The sequence below is a fragment of the Acinetobacter sp. CAU_H_S139_7 genome, from assembly GCF_058599305.1.
The window spans coordinates 2,256,425-2,278,438 of the sequence record NZ_CM178651.1; the positions used below are offsets into that span (position 1 = coordinate 2,256,425).

The 22,014-nt window shown below is 42.6% G+C and carries 15 protein-coding genes and 1 tRNA gene; 6 read left to right on the forward strand and 10 right to left on the reverse strand.

From position 1 onward, the window contains the following. Nucleotides 1–98: 98 nt before the first annotated feature. From ahcY to AC4MC0_RS11115, 6 genes are all read left to right on the forward strand, one after another. Nucleotides 99–1,481, forward strand: a complete 1,383-nt coding sequence (gene ahcY / locus AC4MC0_RS11090; RefSeq protein ID WP_491887048.1) for an adenosylhomocysteinase — start codon at nucleotides 99–101, stop codon at nucleotides 1,479–1,481. A 185-nt stretch (nucleotides 1,482–1,666) separates the two neighbouring features. Continuing rightward, nucleotides 1,667–2,503 carry a methylenetetrahydrofolate reductase [NAD(P)H] gene (gene metF, locus AC4MC0_RS11095; RefSeq protein WP_087010755.1) on the forward strand — a complete coding sequence of 279 codons (837 nt, stop codon included), beginning with the start codon at nucleotides 1,667–1,669 and terminating at the stop codon, nucleotides 2,501–2,503. A 40-nt stretch (nucleotides 2,504–2,543) separates the two neighbouring features. Further along, nucleotides 2,544–3,260: a 16S rRNA (uracil(1498)-N(3))-methyltransferase gene (locus AC4MC0_RS11100; protein WP_317113599.1), complete on the forward strand. Its 717-nt coding sequence runs from the start codon at nucleotides 2,544–2,546 to the stop codon at nucleotides 3,258–3,260. 181 nt (nucleotides 3,261–3,441) lie between these two features. Then, nucleotides 3,442–6,318 (forward strand): bifunctional diguanylate cyclase/phosphodiesterase, encoded by a 2,877-nt coding sequence (locus tag AC4MC0_RS11105; protein WP_335998527.1) that lies wholly within the window; start codon nucleotides 3,442–3,444, stop codon nucleotides 6,316–6,318. A 138-nt stretch (nucleotides 6,319–6,456) separates the two neighbouring features. Next, nucleotides 6,457–8,736, forward strand: coding sequence for an NADP-dependent malic enzyme (locus AC4MC0_RS11110; RefSeq protein WP_490768814.1), 2,280 nt, complete (start codon nucleotides 6,457–6,459; stop codon nucleotides 8,734–8,736). Between the two features lie 83 nt (nucleotides 8,737–8,819). Further along, nucleotides 8,820–10,043, forward strand: a complete 1,224-nt coding sequence (locus tag AC4MC0_RS11115; RefSeq protein WP_491887049.1) for a multifunctional CCA addition/repair protein — start codon at nucleotides 8,820–8,822, stop codon at nucleotides 10,041–10,043. Nucleotides 10,044–10,095: 52 nt separating this feature from the next. On the opposite strand, the gene epmA is transcribed toward AC4MC0_RS11115, so the two are convergent. From epmA to lldP, 10 genes are all read right to left on the reverse strand, one after another. Beyond that, a complete protein-coding gene (epmA, locus tag AC4MC0_RS11120) occupies nucleotides 10,096–11,079 on the reverse strand; it encodes an EF-P lysine aminoacylase EpmA (protein WP_491887050.1) in 984 nt (327 codons plus the stop codon). Then, nucleotides 11,076–12,143: a 4-phosphoerythronate dehydrogenase gene (locus AC4MC0_RS11125; RefSeq protein ID WP_491887051.1), complete on the reverse strand. Its 1,068-nt coding sequence runs from the start codon at nucleotides 12,141–12,143 to the stop codon at nucleotides 11,076–11,078. Before AC4MC0_RS11125 ends, epmA begins: the two co-directional genes overlap by 4 nt. Before the next feature lie 160 nt (nucleotides 12,144–12,303). Further along, nucleotides 12,304–13,236 (reverse strand): IS5-like element ISAba12 family transposase, encoded by a 933-nt coding sequence (locus AC4MC0_RS11130; protein ID WP_074384144.1) that lies wholly within the window; start codon nucleotides 13,234–13,236, stop codon nucleotides 12,304–12,306. Nucleotides 13,237–13,316: 80 nt separating this feature from the next. Further along, complete coding sequence (locus tag AC4MC0_RS11135; RefSeq protein WP_491887052.1) at nucleotides 13,317–13,541, reverse strand: helix-turn-helix domain-containing protein; 225 nt, start codon at nucleotides 13,539–13,541, stop codon at nucleotides 13,317–13,319. Nucleotides 13,542–13,965: 424 nt separating this feature from the next. Continuing rightward, nucleotides 13,966–14,056 (reverse strand) — tRNA-Ser (locus AC4MC0_RS11140). An 87-nt stretch (nucleotides 14,057–14,143) separates the two neighbouring features. Continuing rightward, nucleotides 14,144–16,180, reverse strand: a complete 2,037-nt coding sequence (locus tag AC4MC0_RS11145; protein ID WP_279044199.1) for an NADPH-dependent 2,4-dienoyl-CoA reductase — start codon at nucleotides 16,178–16,180, stop codon at nucleotides 14,144–14,146. Between the two features lie 188 nt (nucleotides 16,181–16,368). After that, nucleotides 16,369–18,066 (reverse strand): D-lactate dehydrogenase, encoded by a 1,698-nt coding sequence (gene dld / locus AC4MC0_RS11150; protein WP_491887053.1) that lies wholly within the window; start codon nucleotides 18,064–18,066, stop codon nucleotides 16,369–16,371. Between the two features lie 265 nt (nucleotides 18,067–18,331). Further along, the gene (gene lldD / locus AC4MC0_RS11155) at nucleotides 18,332–19,483 is read right to left on the reverse strand and encodes an FMN-dependent L-lactate dehydrogenase LldD (protein ID WP_087010691.1); all 1,152 of its coding nucleotides are present in this window, start codon (nucleotides 19,481–19,483) and stop codon (nucleotides 18,332–18,334) included. Nucleotides 19,484–19,485: 2 nt separating this feature from the next. Continuing rightward, nucleotides 19,486–20,229, reverse strand: a complete 744-nt coding sequence (gene lldR, locus AC4MC0_RS11160) for a transcriptional regulator LldR (RefSeq protein WP_004694009.1) — start codon at nucleotides 20,227–20,229, stop codon at nucleotides 19,486–19,488. Nucleotides 20,230–20,261: 32 nt separating this feature from the next. Then, nucleotides 20,262–21,929: an L-lactate permease gene (gene lldP / locus AC4MC0_RS11165; RefSeq protein WP_178928077.1), complete on the reverse strand. Its 1,668-nt coding sequence runs from the start codon at nucleotides 21,927–21,929 to the stop codon at nucleotides 20,262–20,264. Nucleotides 21,930–22,014 lie beyond the last annotated feature (85 nt).

A 22,014-nucleotide genomic window follows, 5' to 3' on the forward strand; every position in this document is an offset into this window, starting at 1 on the left:
GTGAAATCGCTAGGCTCGACGATCCGGTTCAAATCCCTTTTGAATCAACAACGGCATCCGCGAACTGAATGATCAATTTTTTATATTAGGAGATCGTGATGAACGCGGTTACTGCTTCATTTACAGATTACAAAGTTGCTGATATTTCAATCGCTGACTACGGCCGTAAAGAAATCAAACTTGCTGAAGCAGAAATGCCAGCACTTATGGGCCTACGTAAGCGCTATGCTGCTGCAAAACCACTTGCTGGCGCAAAAATCCTTGGTTGTATCCACATGACCATTCAAACTGCGGTTCTCATTGAAACCCTAGTTGAATTAGGCGCCGAAGTTCGTTGGACCTCTTGTAACATCTTCTCTACTCAAGACCATGCTGCTGCGGCAATTGCGGCTTCTGGTGTACCTGTATTTGCTTGGAAAGGCGAAACTGAAGAAGAATACATGTGGTGTCTTGAACAACAAATCAATGTGAATGGCACGCCTTGGGATGCCAACATGATTTTGGATGATGGCGGTGATTTAACACTTCTTGTTCATGAAAAATATCCAGAAGTGATTGCAAAAATTCACGGTGTAACTGAAGAAACCACGACAGGTGTTCAACGTCTGTATGAAATGCTTCGTGATGGTACTTTGAAAGTTCCTGCAATCAACGTGAATGACTCTGTAACAAAGTCTAAAAACGACAACAAATACGGTTGCCGCCACTCACTGAATGATGCGATTAAACGTGGTACAGATATGCTTTTATCTGGTCGTCGTGCACTTGTGATTGGTTACGGTGACGTAGGTAAAGGTTCTGCTCAATCTCTTCGTCAAGAAGGCATGATTGTACGTGTGACTGAAGTAGATCCAATCTGTGCTATGCAAGCATGTATGGATGGTTACGAAGTTGTTTCTCCATACAAGAATGGCGTACAGACTGGTAAAAAAGAAGATGTAAATGCAGACCTTCTTCAAAATACGGACTTGATCGTAACAACGACAGGTAACTACCACGTATGTGACGCTGCAATGCTTGATTCATTAAAAGCAGGCGCTGTGGTATGTAACATCGGTCATTTTGACACTGAAATCGACACCAACTACTTACGTGGGTACAAGTGGGTTGAAGTGAAGCCACAAGTTCACCAAGTGTATCGTTCAGAAGATGAAAACAATTACTTGATCCTGCTTTCTGAAGGTCGTTTAGTTAACCTAGGTAATGCAACGGGTCACCCATCACGTATTATGGATGGTTCTTTTGCCAACCAAGTACTAGGTCAAATGCACTTGTTCGCTGAAAAATTTGCGGATCTTGCTGAAGATCAAAAACAAGCGGCTATTCGCGTAGAACTACTTCCTAAGAAATTAGATGAAGAAGTTGCGGCAGCAATGGTTGCTGGTTTTGGCGGTGTGTTAACAACTTTGACTCAAGTACAAGCAGATTACTTAGGTGTTCAAGTTGAAGGCCCATTCAAGTCGGATGCTTATAAATACTAAGTTTTATATTTCCCCCTCATCCTAGCCTTCTCCCAGTGGGAGAAGGGACTTTTCATTATTAATTCAATTTATAGTGAAAGTCCCCTCTCCTGTAAAGCGGGTTTTAAGCACTGCTGTAAATCTACGCGCAAGAGAGGGCTCGGAAGAGGTCTAAATAAAAAGCATTTATAAAAAAGGATTTGAACATGTCGAAACACATTCCTATTTCTTTTGAGTTTTTCCCGACCAAAACGGATGCGGGCGCAGAAAAACTGAAAGTTGTACACCAAGAATTACAGCTGCTCAACCCAGAGTTTTTCTCAATTACCTATGGTGCAGGCGGTTCAACCCGTGAACGCACCTTAGCAGCCATTGCAGAATTTAATGGTAAAGGCACACCTGTTGCCCCTCACTTGTCTTGTATTGGTGATGACAAAGCACGTATTGCTGAGTTACTCGACATTTATAAAGATCAAGGCATTGACCGTATTGTGGCGCTGCGTGGTGACTTACCTTCAGGTCAAGTTGGCCTAGGGGAACTACCTTATGCTACGGATTTGGTACGTTTTATCCGTGAACATTCGGGCGATCATTTCAAAATTGAGGTTGCCGCTTATCCAGAAATGCACCCTCAAGCAGATAGTTTTGACCTAGACATTCAACGTTTTTGCGACAAAGCCAATGCAGGTGCGAATGCGGCACTGACTCAGTTCTTCTTTAATCCAGATGCCTACTTCTACTTTGTAGATCGCATTCAAAAAGAAGGCGTGAACATTCCAGTTGCACCAGGCATTATGCCAATTACCAATGCCAGCAACTTGATTCGCTTTGCAGATGGTACAGGCGCTGAGATTCCACGTTGGATTCGTAAACAACTGGCAACTTATGGTGACGATACTGCCAGCATCAAAGCCTTCGGTCATGAAGTGATTGTGAAACTTTGTGAACGCCTGATTGCAGGGGGCGCACCGAGTTTGCACTTCTACACCATGAACACGACTGATCCTACCCGTCAGCTTGTACTAGACCTCGGTTTAGCATAAGTATTTAAACTAGATTCACCCTATTTGAGAGTAAAACCGAATGCCTCGTTTTTTTATGGAAGCAGAACTCAATGTTGATCACACTGTCGAACTGACTGAAACTGTGTTTCACCACTGGGTAAAAGTTTTGCGTGCTCAAGTCGGTGAAACGGCTACTTTGTTTAATGGACAAGGCGGCGAATATGAAGTGACCTTAAGTGACGTTGCTAAAAAGTCAGCATCAGTTCAGGTCACTGCTTTTAACCCAACCAATCGTACGCCTGCGTTTAAAACTTTACTCGGTCAAGTCATGAGTAAAGGGGATCGTATGGACTATGTCATTCAAAAGGCAGTTGAATTAGGCGTTTCCGAAATTCAACTATTAACGTCTGAACGTTGTGAAATGCGTTTGAAATATGACCGCGACCAAAAGAAGATTGATCATTGGCAAGGCATTGCTATCGCGGCATGTGAACAATGTGGCATGAACATTGTTCCCACTATCCATGCTCCAGTCAGCTTAGACAAATGGCTCGCATCTAAATTACCTGCGACTCGGCTTGTACTCGCCCCGAATAAAGAAAAAATCGACGTTTTGGCACATGCGACACCAAACATTGCACTTCTCATTGGGCCTGAAGGTGGTTTAAGTGAGGCTGAAATTACAACAGCCAATGAGCACGGTTTTATTAACTGGTGTATTGGTGAGCGTGTATTGCGTACAGAGACAGCGCCCGTCGTCGCTTTGTCAATCCTCAACTACAATTTAGTGATTTAAATCACATAAACAGCCGAGTCACCCTTTTGTTCTGTTAATATATTGATTATTATGTACAACAATATTACCCTTGACTTATATCAAAATATAAATTGATTGTGTTTTACACAATGTATTTAAATTTGAAAAAAGACACAACACAACGCCATTGGGTCATAAAAAAAATAAGGTTTCGCGATTCATGCCAGATATTTCTACAGAAAATCTTGATCGGCACTTGCAGACTGCGCAAATATCGCATTCCATTAGCCATCTTCGTTTCCTCATCAGTAGTTTACTGATTCTAAATTTTTATATTTTCTGTGCATATCACTATAATTTTTCTCAAGATTCTTTTTATTTTAACCTATGGTTCTTTGTTTCTGAGTTTATTCTCAGCATTTTTTGGCTCGTGAACACCGTGTATTTCAACCCGAAAAATCACTCTGCCAAACATGCGCACCGCTGGATTCAAGGCATCTGTTTAAGTATTGGTCTTTTGGTTGCAGCAGGCGTCGTCTGTATCTATTACTATTTACCCAGCCTATCTGGCAATTTTAACTATACAAATGCCCTACTCTTGTCTGCACTTTTAGTGATCGTCACACAGACCGTTTGCCTTACCTATTTAACGCAGCGCATTAGTTATTTTTGTTTGGTTTTTATTCCCTCCATTAGTCCTTATGTCCTCTCGCAATTTATCAACTTCGATGCCAATCACACTCTTTTTCACCTTGCTGTGAACTTTATTCTGATTGTGATTTTGCTCTGTGCCAATGCCACCAACCGTATTAATCAGCACTTATCCCGTCTCTCAATTAAAAATCGAGAGCTGAAAAAAGAAGCTGAAAAACAAGTCGCTTGGACCGATGATTTATGCAAACAGCTACAAAACGAAGTGAATAAATCCAAAGAGATTGAACAACAGTTACAACTGAATAATCAATTGCTTGAGCAAAAAGTACGAGAACGAACCTTTGATGTAAATCAAATCAATAAAGACTTAAAAAATAAGCAAGAAAACCTATCGCTTGCCCATGAAATTTCAGGTATTCGTCCTTGGGATTGGAATATTAAAGATCGGCTCATTTCCCTGACCAATCACAAACAAGAAAAAGTACTTAAAAACTCCACAGAGCATCAACTTCAGCTTCAGTATCTAATTCATCCAAATGATATTGCCCCGTTTAAATCTGCAATGAAAAGTCATTTACGGGGTCATTCAGACCGCTATGAAGCCACTTACCGTGTGCAACACAATAACGGGAAATGGTACTGGGTACATGACACTGGGCGTGTCATTGCTCGCGATCCAATCAATCAAAAACCGTTACAAATGGTCGGTATTCGACGCGATATTCAACATGAAAAAAACAACCAAGAACGTCTTCGACTAGCAGCGAGCGTCCTTGAACAAGCTGAACAAGGGATTTTCATCTTAGATGAAGACCTGCGTTATATCGACGTAAATCCGTTCTTCGAGCGTTTGGCTGGTTTTGAAGCTGCACAAATTAATGGCAAGCATCTGTTTGATATTGTTGCGAACTATAAGTCACATCAACGCAGCACACATAACCAAATCATTGGGCAACTCCTAAAAAAAGGCGAATACGACGGTGAACTTAATGAAAAGTTCTTATCAGGCAAAGAGCTGTGTATTTGGATGCATCTGAATGCCATTACCGATGAGCAAGATCGTGTCACGCATTATATTGGTATCGTGTCCGATTTAACCGAGCGCAAACTGCAAGAACAGCGTCTGTCTTATTTAGAAAACTACGATACGCTGACCGACTTACCGAACCGTTTTTACTATAACTATCAGCTTCATCAGTATTTGGTTTCTCAGCAAGACAGTATTAAACAACTGGCGATTATTCGACTCAATATTGACCGTTTCCGCCCATTGAATGAATTCTTAAGCAATAATGGCGGCGATGAGCTGCTGCGCCAAGTTGCTCAGCGCCTTCGTTTAACCAATGCTGAAGCCTTGATAGTGGCTCACTTAAATGGTGACGATTTTGCAATTGTATATGAGGTCTCTCATATTCGCCCCTCCGTTCAGGAACATATTGATCGCATTAACAAAGCCTTTAGCCTACCTTTTGATATTTTTGGTCAAGAGCACATTATTACGCTTTCAATGGGGATTTCGCAGTACCCTGAACATGGTCGTCAGCTGGACTACTTAAACAACTGTGCAGAACAAGCACTGAGTGAAGCAAAACGTTTAGGTGGAAATGCCACCAAGTTCTACAGCCTGAGCAATACCGTTGCATTAGAAGAAGGAATTTATTTAGAACGCGATTTAAGGCTAGCAATACAAAACAATGAGTTGGTGGTTTATTACCAACCCAAAATCAACTTTCACAATCAGAAGATTTATGGTTTTGAGGCGTTGGTACGCTGGAATCACCCAACCAAAGGCATCGTGCCGCCGAGTCTCTTCATTCCGATGGCAGAAAAAACCAGCTTGATTTCAGATATTGGCCGCATTGTAATTTTACAAACCGCTAAGCAAATCAAAGAATGGAATAAATTGGGTTTTGATAATATCTGTGTTTCGGTCAATGTGGTTGCCCAACAATTACAACGTGGACAGCTTTTAAAGGACTTAGACGAAGCCCTTGATCGATATAAAATCAGTGGTAGTAGCCTCGAATTAGAAATTACAGAATCCACTTTGGTTGAAAACTCAGAAGCAGTGAAAAACCTCCTTGAAACCATCAAATTGCGTGGCATTCATATTTCTTTAGATGACTTTGGTACAGGTTATTCATCACTGTCTTACCTAACTGACTTCCCTATCGATACTTTAAAAATTGATCGAAGCTTCATTTCAAAAATTGGACACTACAAACAAGAAGCCATTGTGAGCGCCATGATTGCCATGGGGAAAGCCATGGGTATGACCGTGGTGGCGGAAGGAATTGAGACCGAACAACAACTGAGTTACCTACAAAACTTAGAATGTGATATCGCGCAAGGTTATTTATTTTCCAAACCTCTTCCGCAGCTCGATGCTACCCAATATTTAAGAGATCATCTCGACACACCCTCGTATACATACTCAATATAAATCAGACTGTTTTAGCTCTAAGTTTGCTTAAAAAGCACCAGCTATCACTGGGATATACCAGCAACTAATGGTATATTCGGTCTTGTCTACTAAAAACTACCAGCTCCGCTGGCTAACCCACGCTACAAAGAGATTCAGATGGACGATCAATCATTAAAACAGCAAGCTTTGTATTATCACGAATTCCCAACCCCAGGGAAAATCAGCGTTACACCTAGCAAGCAGCTGGTCAACCAACACGATTTAGCCTTGGCGTATTCACCGGGTGTCGCAGCACCATGTCTTGAAATTGAAAAAGATCCTTCAAAAGCAGCGCTTTATACTGCACGTGGTAACCTTGTTGCCGTGATCACAAATGGTACTGCCGTTTTGGGTCTAGGTAATATTGGTCCACTGGCTTCTAAACCTGTCATGGAAGGTAAAGGCGTTTTATTTAAAAAATTCGCAGGTGTTGATGTATTTGACATCGAAATTGCAGAAAATGATCCTGACAAAATTGTCGATATTGTTGCTGCATTAGAACCGACTTTTGGTGGTATCAACCTTGAAGACATCAAGGCACCAGAATGCTTCTATATTGAACAAAAACTTCGTGAACGTATGAATATCCCTGTGTTCCACGATGATCAGCATGGTACATCCATTATCGTTGGATCTGCTTTACTGAATGCTTTGCAATTGAATGGCAAAAAAATTGACGAAATTAAAATCGTCGCTTCAGGTGCAGGTGCTGCGGCTCTGTCTTGCCTAGATTTACTTTGTGCCATTGGTGCAAAAAAAGAAAATATTATTGTTGCAGACTCACGAGGTCTACTTACAACAAAACGTGAAGGTCTAGACGACTCTAAAAAACGTTATGTACAAGATGTTGAAGGCAGTCAACTGGCTGACGTGATTGCAGGCGCAGACATGTTCCTCGGCTTATCTGCTGCGGGTATCTTAACCAAAGAAATGGTTAAGCTGATGGCGAAAGATCCGATTATCTTCGCACTTGCCAACCCAGATCCTGAAATTCTGCCTGAACATGCACATGAAGTTCGTGATGACGTGATCATGGCGACAGGTCGTTCAGACTATCCAAACCAAGTGAACAACGCACTTTGCTTCCCTTACATTTTCCGTGGTGCTCTTGATGTAGGCGCAACAACGATCAATGAAGAGATGAAAATCGCATGTGTCTATGCAATTGCGCGTATGGCACACATTGAAGCAGATGCAGCATCTTATGGTGAAAAATCAGCATCTTTTGGTCGTGACTACCTTATTCCACGTCCACTCGATCAACGTCTGATTTTAGAAATTGCACCTGCTGTTGCACAAGCGGCCATGGATTCAGGTGTTGCAAGTCGTCCAATTCAAGACTTCTCTGCATATCGTCAACGTCTTTCTGAGTTTGTTTATAACTCAGCACTGATGATGAAACCTATTTTTGCTCAAGCAAAATCTGACCCGAAACGTATCGCATATGCTGAAGGTGAAGACCTACGCGTACTTCGTGCAGTACAAATTGCGGTCGATGAAGATCTTGCAAAACCAATCTTAGTTGGTCGTACTGCGGTTATTGAAGCGAACATTAAAAAGTTAGGCTTACGTCTTGAACATGGTGTGAACATCACTATTGTCGATCAAGAAAAAAACCCTGACTATGAATTGTTTGCAGATGACTACTACACACTTATGCAGCGTAAAGGTGTAACACCTGAATATGCGCAACGTGAAGCGCGTCGTCGTTCAACCTTGATCGCATCGATGTTGGTGAAACATGGTAAAGCAGACGGCATGCTATGTGGTACGTATTCAAGCTACGACATTCACTTAGACTTCGTGAAAAACATCATTGGTAAAAAAGAAGGTCACAACTCTTTCTTTACATTGAATGCTTTAATGCTTGAAGACCGTAATCTGTTCATTGCTGACACTTATGTCAACACCAACCCAACAGCTGAACAGTTGGCTGAAATGACAATTTTAGCTGCTGAAGAAGTACGTCGTTTTGGTATGACACCACGTGTTGCTCTACTTTCTCACTCAAGCTTTGGTTCAGATCAAACTGATCCAAGCGCGCAAAAAATGCGTAAAGTGTTTGAAATTTTGACGCAAATCGCGCCAGAACTTGAAGTTGAAGGTGAAATGCATGCGGACGCGGCATTGGATGAAAACATCCGTAACTTTGCATACTCAAACTCGCGCTTCAAAGGTTCTGCGAACCTATTGATCATGCCAAACTTGGATGCAGCCAACATTTCATTTAACCTGTTGAAATCAACTTCAGGTAATAATGTTACCATTGGCCCTATCCTACTTGGCGCAGCGAAACCAGTTCATATTCTTACACCGACGGCAACTACCCGTCGTTTAGTGAATATGACTGCGCTGACTGTAGCGGAAATTCAAGAAGCGGAGAAAAACGGCGAATAATTGTTTGTCGTTATACTCGCATCTTGTGACTTGAGAAAACCTCTATTCTGTAGCATGATGGCTGCAAGAATAGAGGTTTTTTCATGCAAGTTTATTTAGTAGGCGGTGCGATCCGAGATCAGCTTCTGGGGCACCCCTATCACGAAAAAGATTATGTAGTTGTCGGTGCAACGCCTGAACAACTGCTTGCCCAAGGTTTCCAACCTGTAGGTAAAGATTTTCCTGTTTTTTTACATCCTGAAACCAAAGATGAGTATGCACTTGCCCGTACCGAACGTAAGTCAGGGCATGGTTATCATGGCTTTGAGTTTTATACCGACAGTACTGTTACCTTAGAACAAGATTTAATTCGGCGTGACCTCACCATCAATGCCATCGCTATGGATGATGAAGGCACTCTGTATGACCCCTATGGCGGCCAACGAGATTTAGAGCTCCGTGTTTTAAGGCATGTTTCTGATGCTTTCGTAGAAGACCCTCTACGCGTCCTCCGTGTTGCACGATTTGCTGCACGTTATAAAACCCTAGGATTTTCGGTGGCCGAAGAAACGTTAGCACTGATGCAGCAACTCGCAGACTCGGGTGAACTGGAGGCACTAACCCCTGAACGCGTTTGGAAAGAAACCTCTCGTGCTCTGATGGAAGATCATGCCGATGAATACTTCGAAGTGCTACGTCGCTGTGGTGCTTTAAAAGTGCTTTTTCCAGAAATCGAGGCCCTTTACGGTATTCCACAGCGCCCTGAATATCACCCTGAAATTGACTGTGGTATTCATACCATGATGTCCTTACAACAAGCGTGTCGTGCCAACTACGCACTGGATGTTCGTTTTGCTGTTTTAGTACATGACTTAGGCAAAGCTTTGACACCTGTGGACGAGCTACCGCGTCATATCATGCATGAAGAACGTGGGGTCAAGCCTGTGACAGAAGTGTGTGAGCGCCTAAAAGTTCCAACGCAGATGAAGCAGCTCGCAATTACGGTCTGTAAAGAACATTTGAAATGTCATCAAGCCCTGACCTTAAAACCAGGCACTTTGTGGCGCTTGCTGCAACGCTTAGATGTACTACGTCGTCCAGAACGGGTTGAAGCCTTTGTACAGGCCTGTGAATGTGACTCACGTGGTCGTTTAGGGCTTGAAGATCGTGAATACCCACAATCTACATATATTTTAAAGGTGATGGATGTTGTGCGAAATATTAAAGCGCAAGACCTACCTTCGGATATTAAAGGCCCTGATATTGGTGAAATGCTGATAGAACGTCGAATACACGCGATTGGAGAGCTAAAGGCTCAGTACAGTTAAAACTTGATCGACTCAAATAAAGCGCCACAATCGGCGCTTTATTTAATTTCACTTAAGAAATGGATGCGGGAAAGGTAATCACCTTTTCCAACTGCATTTGTTCTGTTGCAATCATTAACAAACGATCCACACCTAAAGCAATACCTGCACATGCGGTCATTTGAGGCAAAGCAGCCAATAAAAACTCATCGATCGGCATCACATGTAAGCCTAATTTTTCACGTTCAGCATTATCTGCTTCAAAACGCGAACGCAACACCTCCGCGTCAATCAATTCATCATACGCATTGGCGAGTTCCAAACCTTCAATATACAGCTCAAAACGTGCTGCAACCCATTCACCGTCTTCATCCGTTTTAGTTTTGGCAAGCGAGGCCAGCTCTGGTGGAAAATCGGTTAGAAACACGGGCGTATCAAAACCTAGGCTTGGCTCTACAAAATGTGAAAAGAGCAAATCGATATAGCCAAGTCGGTCATCACCCAAGTCCAAATTTAAACCCACGCGATTACAGCAGTCTTTTAACTCCTTCAAACTGGCTTGCAGTGGGTTCAAATCCAAGCGATCCATAAACGCATGCTTATAGCTCAAAATGGTAGGGCGAACTTCACCAAAACGCTGCGTTAATGTGACATTCAATAAGTCTGTCACTTCAAACATTAAATCTTTCAAACTGAAATTCGGTCTATACCATTCCAGCATGGTAAATTCACTATTGTGTTTACGACCATGTTCATCATCACGGAAAACTTTACAGATTTGATAAATTGGCCCACTACCGCTGGCCAATAAGCGCTTCATGGCAAACTCAGGTGAGGTCTGCAAATAATGTGTTTGTTGCTTACCTTGGACATGGCGCTGTGCTTGAACCGAAGCCAAATGCACATCGGTCACCCCAGCTTGAGATAAAATCGGGGTTTCAACTTCAAACACTTCACGTTCAGCAAAAAACTGGCGAATTTGGCTATACATTTGCGCGCGAGCACGCATGGCTTTTAAGTCACAGGTTGGCTGATAATGGATCACGTCCTGACTCATGCTTTCGGCCCTCCATGTGCAGCCCATTCACGGCGTAATGGATAAGTTTTTCTTAAATGATCAAAGGCTTTTTGGTCAATCATTCCCTCTTTTAAGCAAGCACGTAAGGCTTGGTCATCTCGTAAAATTGGATAGATTTCATTTAAATGCTGTTGAAGTGCAGATTTCAAATCTTGCCCTTCAAAATACTGCGCGCACACAGGCAACTGTGACTCGAAACTTTTATGAGCTTCGAACTGAAAGGTTTTACAAAAGGCATCATAGATCATTTGTGTACCACGCGCTTTGCCTTCTAAGCTATAACCTGCGATATGTGGCGTCACTAGACTCACAACTTTCAACACTTGTTCAGAAATCACAGGCTCATGTTCAAAGACATCTAATACCACTTTGCGCTGTGTTTTTTCGATGTCGGCCAATAAAGCTTGCTCTTCAATTACAGGTCCACGAGCAGAATTAATCAATATTGCTGTCGTTTTCATCGCAGCCAAAGCTTCGGCGTTGAACAAATGGTAGGTTGGATGTGATCCTGTTTTGGTTAAAGGCACATGCAATGAAATCGCATCGGCAGTACTTAATAAGGTATTTAAATCGACCTGCTGAATCGCATCTTGCTGTACAAAAGGATCATGACCGATCACATTCCAGCCCAATAGTTTGGCCATATAAGCTAAGCGAGAACCGACATTTCCTAGACCAATAATGCCCAAAGTAAAACTTTCTTCAGCGTTCAGCAATGCTAGCTTGAGATGGAGCAAAGCCGTAATCACATATTCAGCCACCGCCTGCGCATTACAACCTGCAGCATTCGCCCATTGAATATTCTGTTTCTCAATGGCTTCAATATCTAAATGGTCCGTACCAATGGTTGCACTACCCACATATTGAAGTGTAGTGTTATTGATTAATGCTTGATTGATGCGTGTCACAGAACGCACCAACAGTGCTTTGGCATCTACAACATCGGCATGCGTTAAAGTACGCCCTGCTTTGTGCTCAATTTCACCAAATTCGGCAAAAAAATAATCGGTAAATGCGAGATTTTCATCTGCCACGATTTTCATAATGTCTTCCAACGCTTTGTTGACTCTATGATAACCGTTGCACAAGCTCAACACTATGTTGCTCAGCGATACATCTGAATAAACATTCACGATGTTTTATCTTCATGCGGCTTTGTTGCACAAAGATTTGAAATGCAAAGCGCCCCTAATTGAGCCAAATTTAAGGCGTAACTTGGGTAAGTGGTCGACCTAATTCCGTAAATCTGTTAAGGACTGCTACACGTGCATGGATCTCATTCACTTGGCTATCAAAACTCCTTGCACTGAGTTTATCTCCTAATAATTTGATGCAATGCATCTTAGTTTCAACCAAACTTCGCCGATGATAGCCTGACCATTTTTTCCATAGTGTCCTGCCTAAACGTTTAATTGTTCGAAGTAATTCATTTCGCTCTAGCGAGCTACTCTTTGTATCTTTCCATGGTTTCGCATTTTTTCTAGGTGGAATCACCGCATGCCCTTGCCGATCTGCAATGACCTGACGGCATTGCTTGGTGTCATAAGCTCCATCGGTATAAACAGAGTTAATCTGCTCATCTTGTGGAATCTGATTAAGTAAATCACCAAGCACCTGTGAATCACTGACATTATTGGTTGTAAGCTGAACTGCTCGTATTTGTAGGGTTTTAGCATCTATACCAATATGAAGTTTACGCCATTGGCGACGATATTCAGGTCCATGTTTCTTGCGTTTCCATTCGCCCTCACCTAGAAACTTCATGCCTGTAGAGTCCATGAGTAGATGCAGCCCATCGCTACTTTTTTGGTAGCTGATTACAATATCAATATGCTTTTGTCTTCTACAAAGCGTGGTGTAATCTGGAGCTATCCAATTTAATCCGCAAAGTTTAATCAGACTTTGCACAAAGCCAGTGACCATACGTAAAGACAGACGGAATAAGGATTTAATCATTAAGCAGCATTGGATGGCTGCGTCGGAGTAGGTTTGATTTCGCCCTTGTTTGCCTTTTGATGGCGCATACCATTGCGTAGCAGGATCAAACCAAATGGCAATATTTCCGCGACTCATGAGTGCTCGGTTATATGCGGGCCAATTGGTTGTGCGGTAGATTTTGTGTGTAGGCTTCTTCATTTGAAAATTATATCGCTGAAAAACCCTTTACAGATAGGTTTGTGCAACAAAGCCATTGACTATAAATCATCATACTTGCTTCAAATACAATCTCTCCAGTCGCGGTTAAATAGAATTTCCCCCCCCGTTCGAATAATCAATGTTTCACCAATCTGCTCCTCCAGTCTTTTTAAACTTTGACTAATGGCTGATTGGGTTAAAAATAACTTAATTGCGGCTTTGTTCAAACTGCCTTCTTGAACAATCACACGGAAGATACGAAGCAAAGACCAATTACATTTGTCTAGTAATACATTTGGTCTCATACCCATACCTCATCTTCTGCGATTTCATAAACTTCATTTTGATCATATCAAAAATACAAAAATCTAATTTTTTATTTTGCTTGCACTGGATGCCAGTTTTTTCCCAGTGCATTGCATAAACCGGTTTCTAGAGAATTTTGAACACTATTATTTTTCAAAGAAGCTCTTAAAATGGCGTTGAAGTATTCGTCCACTTTGCAGAAAAACAAGGCTATGCAAAATTTGCCCTTTTTTATGTTCATAGACGAGAGCCATTTGGAAGTACATATTTAGAGCCAATTATATTGACCTTAACAATGCCGCCTGTCTCTTATTAGGTTGGATCTTTAGATCACAGCTCTAGATTTTTATTAGTAATATGGATTAATTTGTGAGAAAAATATGAAAAAAAAGCCCTCTGTAACTACAGAGGGCTTTTAAAATTTGGCGGAAGCGGTGAGATTCGAACTCACGGAGGGGTATAAGCCCTCGTCGGTTTTCAAGACCGGTGCATTAAACCGCTCTGCCACGCTTCCATGTGCGCCATCATACGGAGCTTTTGTTTTGATGACAAGTAAAACTTACTGTCAAAGCAACCAACTGCATATTGTTTCATCAAAAACTTATAATTTCGAAGCGATTTCTGCACCTTCGCGAATCGCACGCTTCGCATCTAACTCAGCCGCCAGTTTAGCACCACCAATAATGTGATAATTCGCGAGTGTATTTTGCTCAGCGCTTGGCATTAAGTCTTTCACTGACTCCTGCCCAGCACACACGACGATAGTATCGACACGGAGCAATTGATCTTGTCCTGCCATATCGACCCAAAGCCCTTCATTAGTCACTGCTTTATATTGCACCCCACGCAACATACGTACTGCATGCTTTTTCAACTGTGCACGGTGTACCCAACCCGAGGTTTTACCCAAACCTGCTCCAAGTGCAGAGGTTTTACGTTGTAATAAATAAATCTCACGAACAGGCGGATGAACTTCTGCGGCTTGCGTGCCTCCTTCAGAAACATAATTCGGGTTTGGATCTACACCCCATTCACGTTGCCAATCTGCAAGCGGTTGTGGCTGAGGTTGATGCTCTGGTTTCAATAAATACTCAGACACATCAAAACCAATCCCTCCAGCACCAATCACCGCAACTTTTCGACCGACAGGTGCGCCGCGTAACACTTCTGCATAAGACAAGACTTGCGGTGAATCACTCCCTTCAATACGTAATGCACGTGGCACAACACCCGTGGCAATGATAATTTCTTCAAAGCCTTCACGCTCAAGCTGCTCACGATTCACCTTGGTGTTTAAACGTAAGTCGACTCCCGTTTTTTCAATCTGTACTTTGAAATAACGAATGGTTTCATGAAACTCTTCTTTACCGGGCACAACTTTTGCCAAGTTGAACTGTCCACCCACTTCATGACTTGCTTCAAACAATGTCACTTGGTGTCCACGACTGGCTGCAACCGTCGCGGCTGACATCCCTGCGACACCACCACCCACTACCGCAACTCGTTTCGGTTGTTTCGCCTTCAAATAAACCAACTCTGTTTCAAACGCTGCACGCGGGTTGACCAAACAGGTTGCACGTTGGTTTTTAAAAGTATGATCTAAGCATGCTTGGTTACAAGCGATACACGTATTGATCTCGTCGACACGATTGGTCGCTGTTTTATTCACCCAAAAAGCATCAGCCAATAACGGACGTGCCATTTGCACCATATCCGCTTTGCCCGATGCCAAAATCTCTTCCGCGGTATCTGGCATGTTAATACGGTTTGAGGCAATCACTGGCACAGCCACGTGCTTTTTCACTTCCGCAGTATAGTCAACAAAAGCAGCACGTGGTACCGAAGTCACAATAGTTGGAATCCGCGCTTCATGCCAACCAATCCCTGTATTCAATAAGGTAATGCCTGCTTTTTCTAGTGCTTGCGCAATCGTAACCACTTCTTTCATGGTATTGCCATCATGCACCAAATCGAGCAATGACAAACGGAAGCAAATAATAAATTTCTCACCAACTTGTGCACGTATCCCTTTGACGATTTCGACCGCAAAACGCATACGGTTTTCAATCGGCCCACCCCAACGGTCTTCACGTTGGTTCACATGACGGCTTAAGAATTGATTCAGTAAATAACCTTCTGAACCCATAATTTCCACACCGTCATAGCCCGCCTTTTTGGCAAGACTGGCACAGTTAACATAGTCATCAATGGTATTCAAAATTTGTTTTTCAGACATTTGACGCGGTTTAAAAGGCGAAATTGGCGATTTAATTGGGCTGGCAGAAACCACAAAGGGTTGGTAGCCATAACGTCCAGCATGCAAAATCTGCATTAAAATTTTTGCGCCATGCTTATGTACGGCATGGGTCACTAAACGATGTGGAGCAATATCCCCCAGTGTATTCATCGTTCCACCCGCAGGTAGGAGCCAACCTTGACGGTTTGGAGAAATTCCACCTGTAATGATCAGGCCGACTCCACCTTTAGCACGCTCACCGAAGTATGCTGCCAATTTTGGATAATTATAAAAACGATCTTCCAAGCCCGTATGCATGGAGCCCATCACCACACGGTTTTTAATGGTAGTAAAACCCAAATGTAAGGGTTTTAAAATATGTGCATAGCTATTGGTTGTCATCATGAATCCTTATCTTTGGCTTTGCAACTTGTTGCATACTACTTTAGCTGTTTTTTAAAATATTGGGATGACAATTTATAAAAAATTCTTGGCATCTACGGTCAATTCAATTGAGCTCTCAAAAACATACGACAATAAAAAACCAGTGACGTTGCCCTCACTGGTTTAGTTTTTTAGACCAAAGTCCTTTACTGCCAATGCTTCAGCTTACTGGTTTGACCAATACCCACATTAAAACTATTGGTTGGATCAAGCTTTTCATAATGCGTTCGTAGTGCAGGTTTTGCTACATATAAATGTCCGACATTATGCTCGGCTGGGTATTCCGCCCCACGAGCATCCAGTAAATGCCACATTTGGTGTTCCATCGCCAAAGGATCTACGCCTTTTTTCACAATATAGTCCTGATGAAACACATGACATAAAAAATGACCATAATAGAGTTTATGAACAATCAGATCATCCATCTCTTTGGGTAAGGTTTCCACCCACTCGCGATCATTACGACGCAATGCAATATCCAAAGCCACAATATCTTCAACTTCTGAACGGTGCGTATCCCGATAGCGAATTGCTGCACCTGCAACGGCAAAGCGATGTAAAAATGCTTTACGTCCTTCTTCCTCGGTACAGTGAAAAAAATCACCTGAGGTTTTATCTTGAAAATAACGTTTTAAAAAGCTTTCAACTTGCTCGACATCTTGATTTTCAATCCGAATAACCAAATGGTGTTCATACAGGTCACGAAAAGCATTCATCCGTTTCGGTAAATGATTAGGCAAAAATTTGGTGATCAATTGCAGGACTTTATCTGACAGTCCTTTCATACCAAATTTTTCTAAGTACGCATCGACCTTATCTTTCATTGCAAATGCAGCAGGTACTTTGGCTGTGCCGAGTTTTTCAATGAACATGAAGGTGTCTTTACCGTACTCTGCCCCGATGTCATAAGCCACGCGGTGGATGTATTCCCCTGCAATCGGCAATCGCGGCAAATCTTTTAGTAAAAAACGGCGGATTTCAGTCAAATCATCATGTGAGTTTGTACCCACATAGAACACTTGACTTGGAATTTTTTCAAAGGTATCCAAACGTACGGCAAATACACACACTTTACCTGCCGAACCCGATGCTTCATATAAACGAGATGGATCGGCATTAAAACGTGCAGGCGTATTTTCATCAACTTGTTTAACATCATGTCCATAACGATGGTCCGATGCGCAGCAACCTGAGTTATTGATAATATCGCCGATTTGATAATTTTTCGTTTCAAGCTTGCTTAGAATTTCTTCAGGTGTTTCTCCGAGATTTACCCCTAGATGATTCACCAACTCTAACTGACCATCATCATTAACACGGGCATACAATGCCAGCTCAGTATAAGCAGGACCACGACGCACCAAAGCACCGCCTGAGTTATTACAGACGCCACCTAAAACTGAAGCTCCAATACACGATGAACCAATCACCGAGTGTGGCTCCCGATTAAATGGCACCAATTCTTTTTCAAGTCGATCTAGTGTTGCACCAGGTAGACAAATCACTTGCTGACCGTCATTAATAACCTGAATGCCAACCAAACGACGCGTGCTGATCAGAACCACAGGACGGTCATAGTCATCGCCAAAAGGCGTTGAACCACCGGTCAAACCTGTATTGGCTGCTTGCATAATCACAATACAATCTGCATCAACAGCCGCTTGCAATACTTGCCACTGTTCCAGTAATGACCCTGGTGCAACAACAGCCAGTACTTTCCCTGCACCGTAACGACGACCTTGGCGGTATAAACGTGTGTCTTTATCATCAGTTAAAACGTGTTGTTTACCAACAATGGTGATGAGTTTTTGAATAGTTTGCTGTGAATCTGAATGGGGTTGCATATTGGTTATCCTATGGATGAATGCTTATACAGTTCAGGCTTTAAAGCATTCATAACGGCGGAGTAATTTCAGTTTTGTTTATATTTAGGAATTAACCTTCGGTTCGACCTACTTTTCTTTTGGGAAAAGTAGGCAAAACCATTGTCATCTGCAAAACTCGTCAAATACTTTCTGATAAATATTATCTTCGCAGAAACATTACTTTAAATATGTAAGTCTGCCTCGAACAATTGCAGATGACATTTACGCGTATCAAAGTTAACGGCTAAGCCAATTCGCGCTCTAAACGAACCAAGCAATCTTCTGTAATATCTGCAATGGTTTTCGCGCCCGTTAAAGTCATGGCAACACGCATTTCTTTATCAATCAGTTCTAAAAGATTTGAAACGCCCGCTCCACCCGCAGCACCTAATGCGTAAACAAAAGCACGACCGAGCATACAGGTGTCCGCACCCAACGCCAGCATACGTACCACGTCTAAACCATTACGAATACCCGAATCCGCGAGGATTTTAATATCACCCTTGACTGCATCTGCAATTGGTGGAAGCGCACGTGCAGAAGATAAAACGCCATCCAGCTGACGACCACCGTGGTTTGAAACCACAATCCCATCTGCACCGAAACGCACTGCATCTTTGGCATCTTCAGGATCCAAAATTCCTTTAATGACCATTGGCCCATCCCAAAACTCACGAATCCACTCAAGGTCTTTCCACGAAATAGACGGATCGAAGTTAGAACCTAACCAACCAATATAATCTTCTAGACCTGTAGGCTTACCTAAGTATTTGGAAATATTGCCCAAGTCATGCGGACGTCCCATCATGCCGACATTCCACGCCCAATGTGGGTGGAAACATGACTGCATATAACGGCGCATTGCTGCATTTGGACCACTCATACCCGAGTGGGCATCACGGTAACGTGCGCCCGGAACAGGCATATCCACAGTAAACACCAAGGTTGAACAGCCTGCTGCTTTAGCACGTTCCAAAGCATTTTTCATGAAACCACGGTCACGCAGTACATAGAGCTGGAACCACATTGGACGCTGAATCGCAGGCGCCACTTCCTCAATTGGACATACTGAAACGGTAGACAGTGTAAATGGAATACCCTTTTTATCTGCAGCGACAGCAGCTTGAACTTCACCGCGGCGTGCATACATGCCTGTTAAACCCACAGGAGATAATGCAACAGGCATCGACAAAGTTTCATCAAACAGTTTGGTCTCTAAACTTAACTGTGACATGTCGTTCAGTACACGCTGGCGCAAAGCAATTTTTGATAAATCTTCTACATTACGCTTCAGGGTATATTCTGCATACGCACCACCATCGATGTAATGGAATAAAAATGGCGGTAAACGACGTCGTGCCGCTTCACGGTAGTCATTGGCAGAAGAAATAATCATGCTTATATCCTGTTTAATCGACTGGCACGCTGACGACGAGCTTCTTCCTCATCAATCATTCGCACCTGTTGTACTACAAACTCAATGTGTCCACAGACTGCCTTACGTGCAGCTTCTGGATCACGACGTTCAATTGCATTCATGACTTGAAAGTGCTGATCATGCAATTGATCAAAACGGTGTGCTTCGCTATAGACTTTTCGGCGTCCCAAAGCGACGTTGAACTGCAACAAATCAAACAAACCACGCATCATCTGAATCAAAACCAAATTATGAGATGCTTCAGCAATCGCTAAATGAAATTTCGCATCTGCACGAGCCGCCTCGTCATCATTTCCCAAAGCCTGAAAATGGTTAATCTGATCATAATGATGTCGGATGTTCACCAGATCTTCTTGGGTTGCGCGTTGTGCTGCATACCAAGTTGTTCCACCTTCTAAAATAATGCGCGCCTCTTGCACATCAAATCGATAGGCAGGATCCTCACTCATCAAATTACTAATCGGTTGTACGATTTGATAACTGGACCAAGTTGCTGGTAATTGTTTTAAAAAAGTCCCCGCCCCCACTTTGCTGACCAACATACCCATGCTGGTCAACTGCGAAATGGCCTCTCTTAAAGAAGAGCGAGAGACTTGAAGCTGTTCACACAGTTTTCTTTCAGCAGGCAGACGGTCTCCAACTTGCATATTGCTTTGTTCAATCAATACACGCAGGCTTTGTACAGCTTTATCGGAGACTTTCATCTGCTTTCCTTAACGTTGATACACAATTTGTGTTATGGAATCATCCATGGGAACACATAGGCTTGTAGAGTAATCATAATACCCATCATAATTGTGAACGATATACTGTGTTTTAAGGTAAAACGGAATAAATCAGACTCTTTACCAACCAGTCCTACCGCCGCACACGCAATTGCAATCGATTGAGGTGAAATCATCTTACCGGTCACACCACCACTGGTATTGGCTGCCACCAGTAAAACTTCTGGCACACCAATTTGCTGAGCTGTAGTGGCTTGAAGCGCTGAAAACAGTGCATTGGCAGAAGTATCTGAACCTGTAAGGAATACACCCAACCAACCCAAGAAAGGCGAGAAGAACGTAAATGCTGAACCTGTATGTGCAAGGGCCAAAGCCAAGGTCGAAGACATACCCGAATAGTTTGCGATAAATGCAAAAGACAACACCATACCAATTGAATAAATGGGAACTTTCAATTCATTCAGGGTTTCACCAAAAGTTACCACAGCATCTTTCGGTTTCATCTTCAAATAGGCAATAGTGATCAATGCTGCAATAAAAATCGCAGTTCCTGTAGCCGAGATCCAATCAAATTTGTAAATCGCGTCATAGTCTTTAATTTCAGCAACTACAGGTGGCATTTTTTGAATCATTTGATGCAAAAATGGTACTTTGATTGAAATCACGAGATCATGCAATGCACCGTCTTTGGCAAATAAATCCTTAAACGGTTTCACACTCCAGATCGTCACCATCACAGTTAAAATCGCGAATGGAGACCATGCTTTTGCAATTTGTCCTACAGTGTATTTTTGCTGTTTTTGTGCAGCCACATCCTCACTCATCGTTGCGTCTTGATCTGCAAAACGGAAAATGTGCTTCGGCTGCCAGTATTTAAACAAAATTGTTAAAGAAACCAAGGATGCAATTGCAGCCGTAATATCGGGTAATTCTGGACCAACAAAGTTAGAAGTTAAGTATTGTGCAATTGCAAAGCTACTTGCACCTACCACAACTGCTGGCCATGTTTCTTTAACACCGCGCCAGCCGTCCATGATTGCCATAATCCAGAACAACACGATTGGCACCATAAATGGTAGCTGACGGCCCACCATTTGGCTGATTTCCATCGTATCGACACCAGAGACTTGTCCAGCAACAATAATTGGAATACCCATTGCACCAAAAGCCACAGGTGCTGTGTTTACGATTAGGCACAGACCTGCTGCATATAAAGGTTTAAAGCCTAAACCGACTAATAATGCTGCGGTAATTGCCACAGGAGCACCAAAACCTGCCGCACCCTCTAAGAAGGTACCGAAAGCAAAGCCCACCAAAAGCATTTGTAAACGCTGGTCTTCAGTAATTGAGAGAATAGAAGAACGAATGATGTCGAACTGGCCTGTCTTCACTGAAATTTTATACAGGAATACAGCACCAATAATGATCCATGCAATCGGCCATAAACCGTAGAGGAAACCATAAGCCATCGATGCAAATGCCATCAGCACAGGCATCTTATAGGCAAATAAAGAGACAAGAAGTGCAAGTACAACGGTAATGGTACCTGCCACACTGCCTTTTAAACGAAATACCGCGAGCGCCAAAAAGAAGAAGATAATCGGAATCAGTGCAATTAGACTTGAAATCCAAATATTCCCCATCGGGTCATACATTTGCTGCCATTGAAGCATTGTCATCTCCTTGAAATGCTTACTAAGATTTAATTTTGAGCATATTATTGGCACTTTTGCCAATATTGGACAGACCAATATAAGCAACCGT

Coding starts and splice junctions, on each gene's coding strand:
- AC4MC0_RS11100 (WP_317113599.1), top strand. CDS start 2,544: ATGCCTCGTTTTTTTATGGAAGCAGAACTCAATGTTGATCACACTGTC.
- AC4MC0_RS11125 (WP_491887051.1), bottom strand. CDS start 12,143: ATGAAAATCGTGGCAGATGAAAATCTCGCATTTACCGATTATTTTTTT.
- AC4MC0_RS11110 (WP_490768814.1), top strand. CDS start 6,457: ATGGACGATCAATCATTAAAACAGCAAGCTTTGTATTATCACGAATTC.
- AC4MC0_RS11105 (WP_335998527.1), top strand. CDS start 3,442: ATGCCAGATATTTCTACAGAAAATCTTGATCGGCACTTGCAGACTGCG.
- AC4MC0_RS11145 (WP_279044199.1), bottom strand. CDS start 16,180: ATGACAACCAATAGCTATGCACATATTTTAAAACCCTTACATTTGGGT.
- AC4MC0_RS11115 (WP_491887049.1), top strand. CDS start 8,820: ATGCAAGTTTATTTAGTAGGCGGTGCGATCCGAGATCAGCTTCTGGGG.
- AC4MC0_RS11130 (WP_074384144.1), bottom strand. CDS start 13,236: ATGAAGAAGCCTACACACAAAATCTACCGCACAACCAATTGGCCCGCA.
- ahcY (WP_491887048.1), top strand. CDS start 99: ATGAACGCGGTTACTGCTTCATTTACAGATTACAAAGTTGCTGATATT.
- lldD (WP_087010691.1), bottom strand. CDS start 19,483: ATGATTATTTCTTCTGCCAATGACTACCGTGAAGCGGCACGACGTCGT.
- lldR (WP_004694009.1), bottom strand. CDS start 20,229: ATGAAAGTCTCCGATAAAGCTGTACAAAGCCTGCGTGTATTGATTGAA.
- dld (WP_491887053.1), bottom strand. CDS start 18,066: ATGCAACCCCATTCAGATTCACAGCAAACTATTCAAAAACTCATCACC.
- metF (WP_087010755.1), top strand. CDS start 1,667: ATGTCGAAACACATTCCTATTTCTTTTGAGTTTTTCCCGACCAAAACG.
- AC4MC0_RS11135 (WP_491887052.1), bottom strand. CDS start 13,541: ATGAGACCAAATGTATTACTAGACAAATGTAATTGGTCTTTGCTTCGT.
- epmA (WP_491887050.1), bottom strand. CDS start 11,079: ATGAGTCAGGACGTGATCCATTATCAGCCAACCTGTGACTTAAAAGCC.
- lldP (WP_178928077.1), bottom strand. CDS start 21,929: ATGACAATGCTTCAATGGCAGCAAATGTATGACCCGATGGGGAATATT.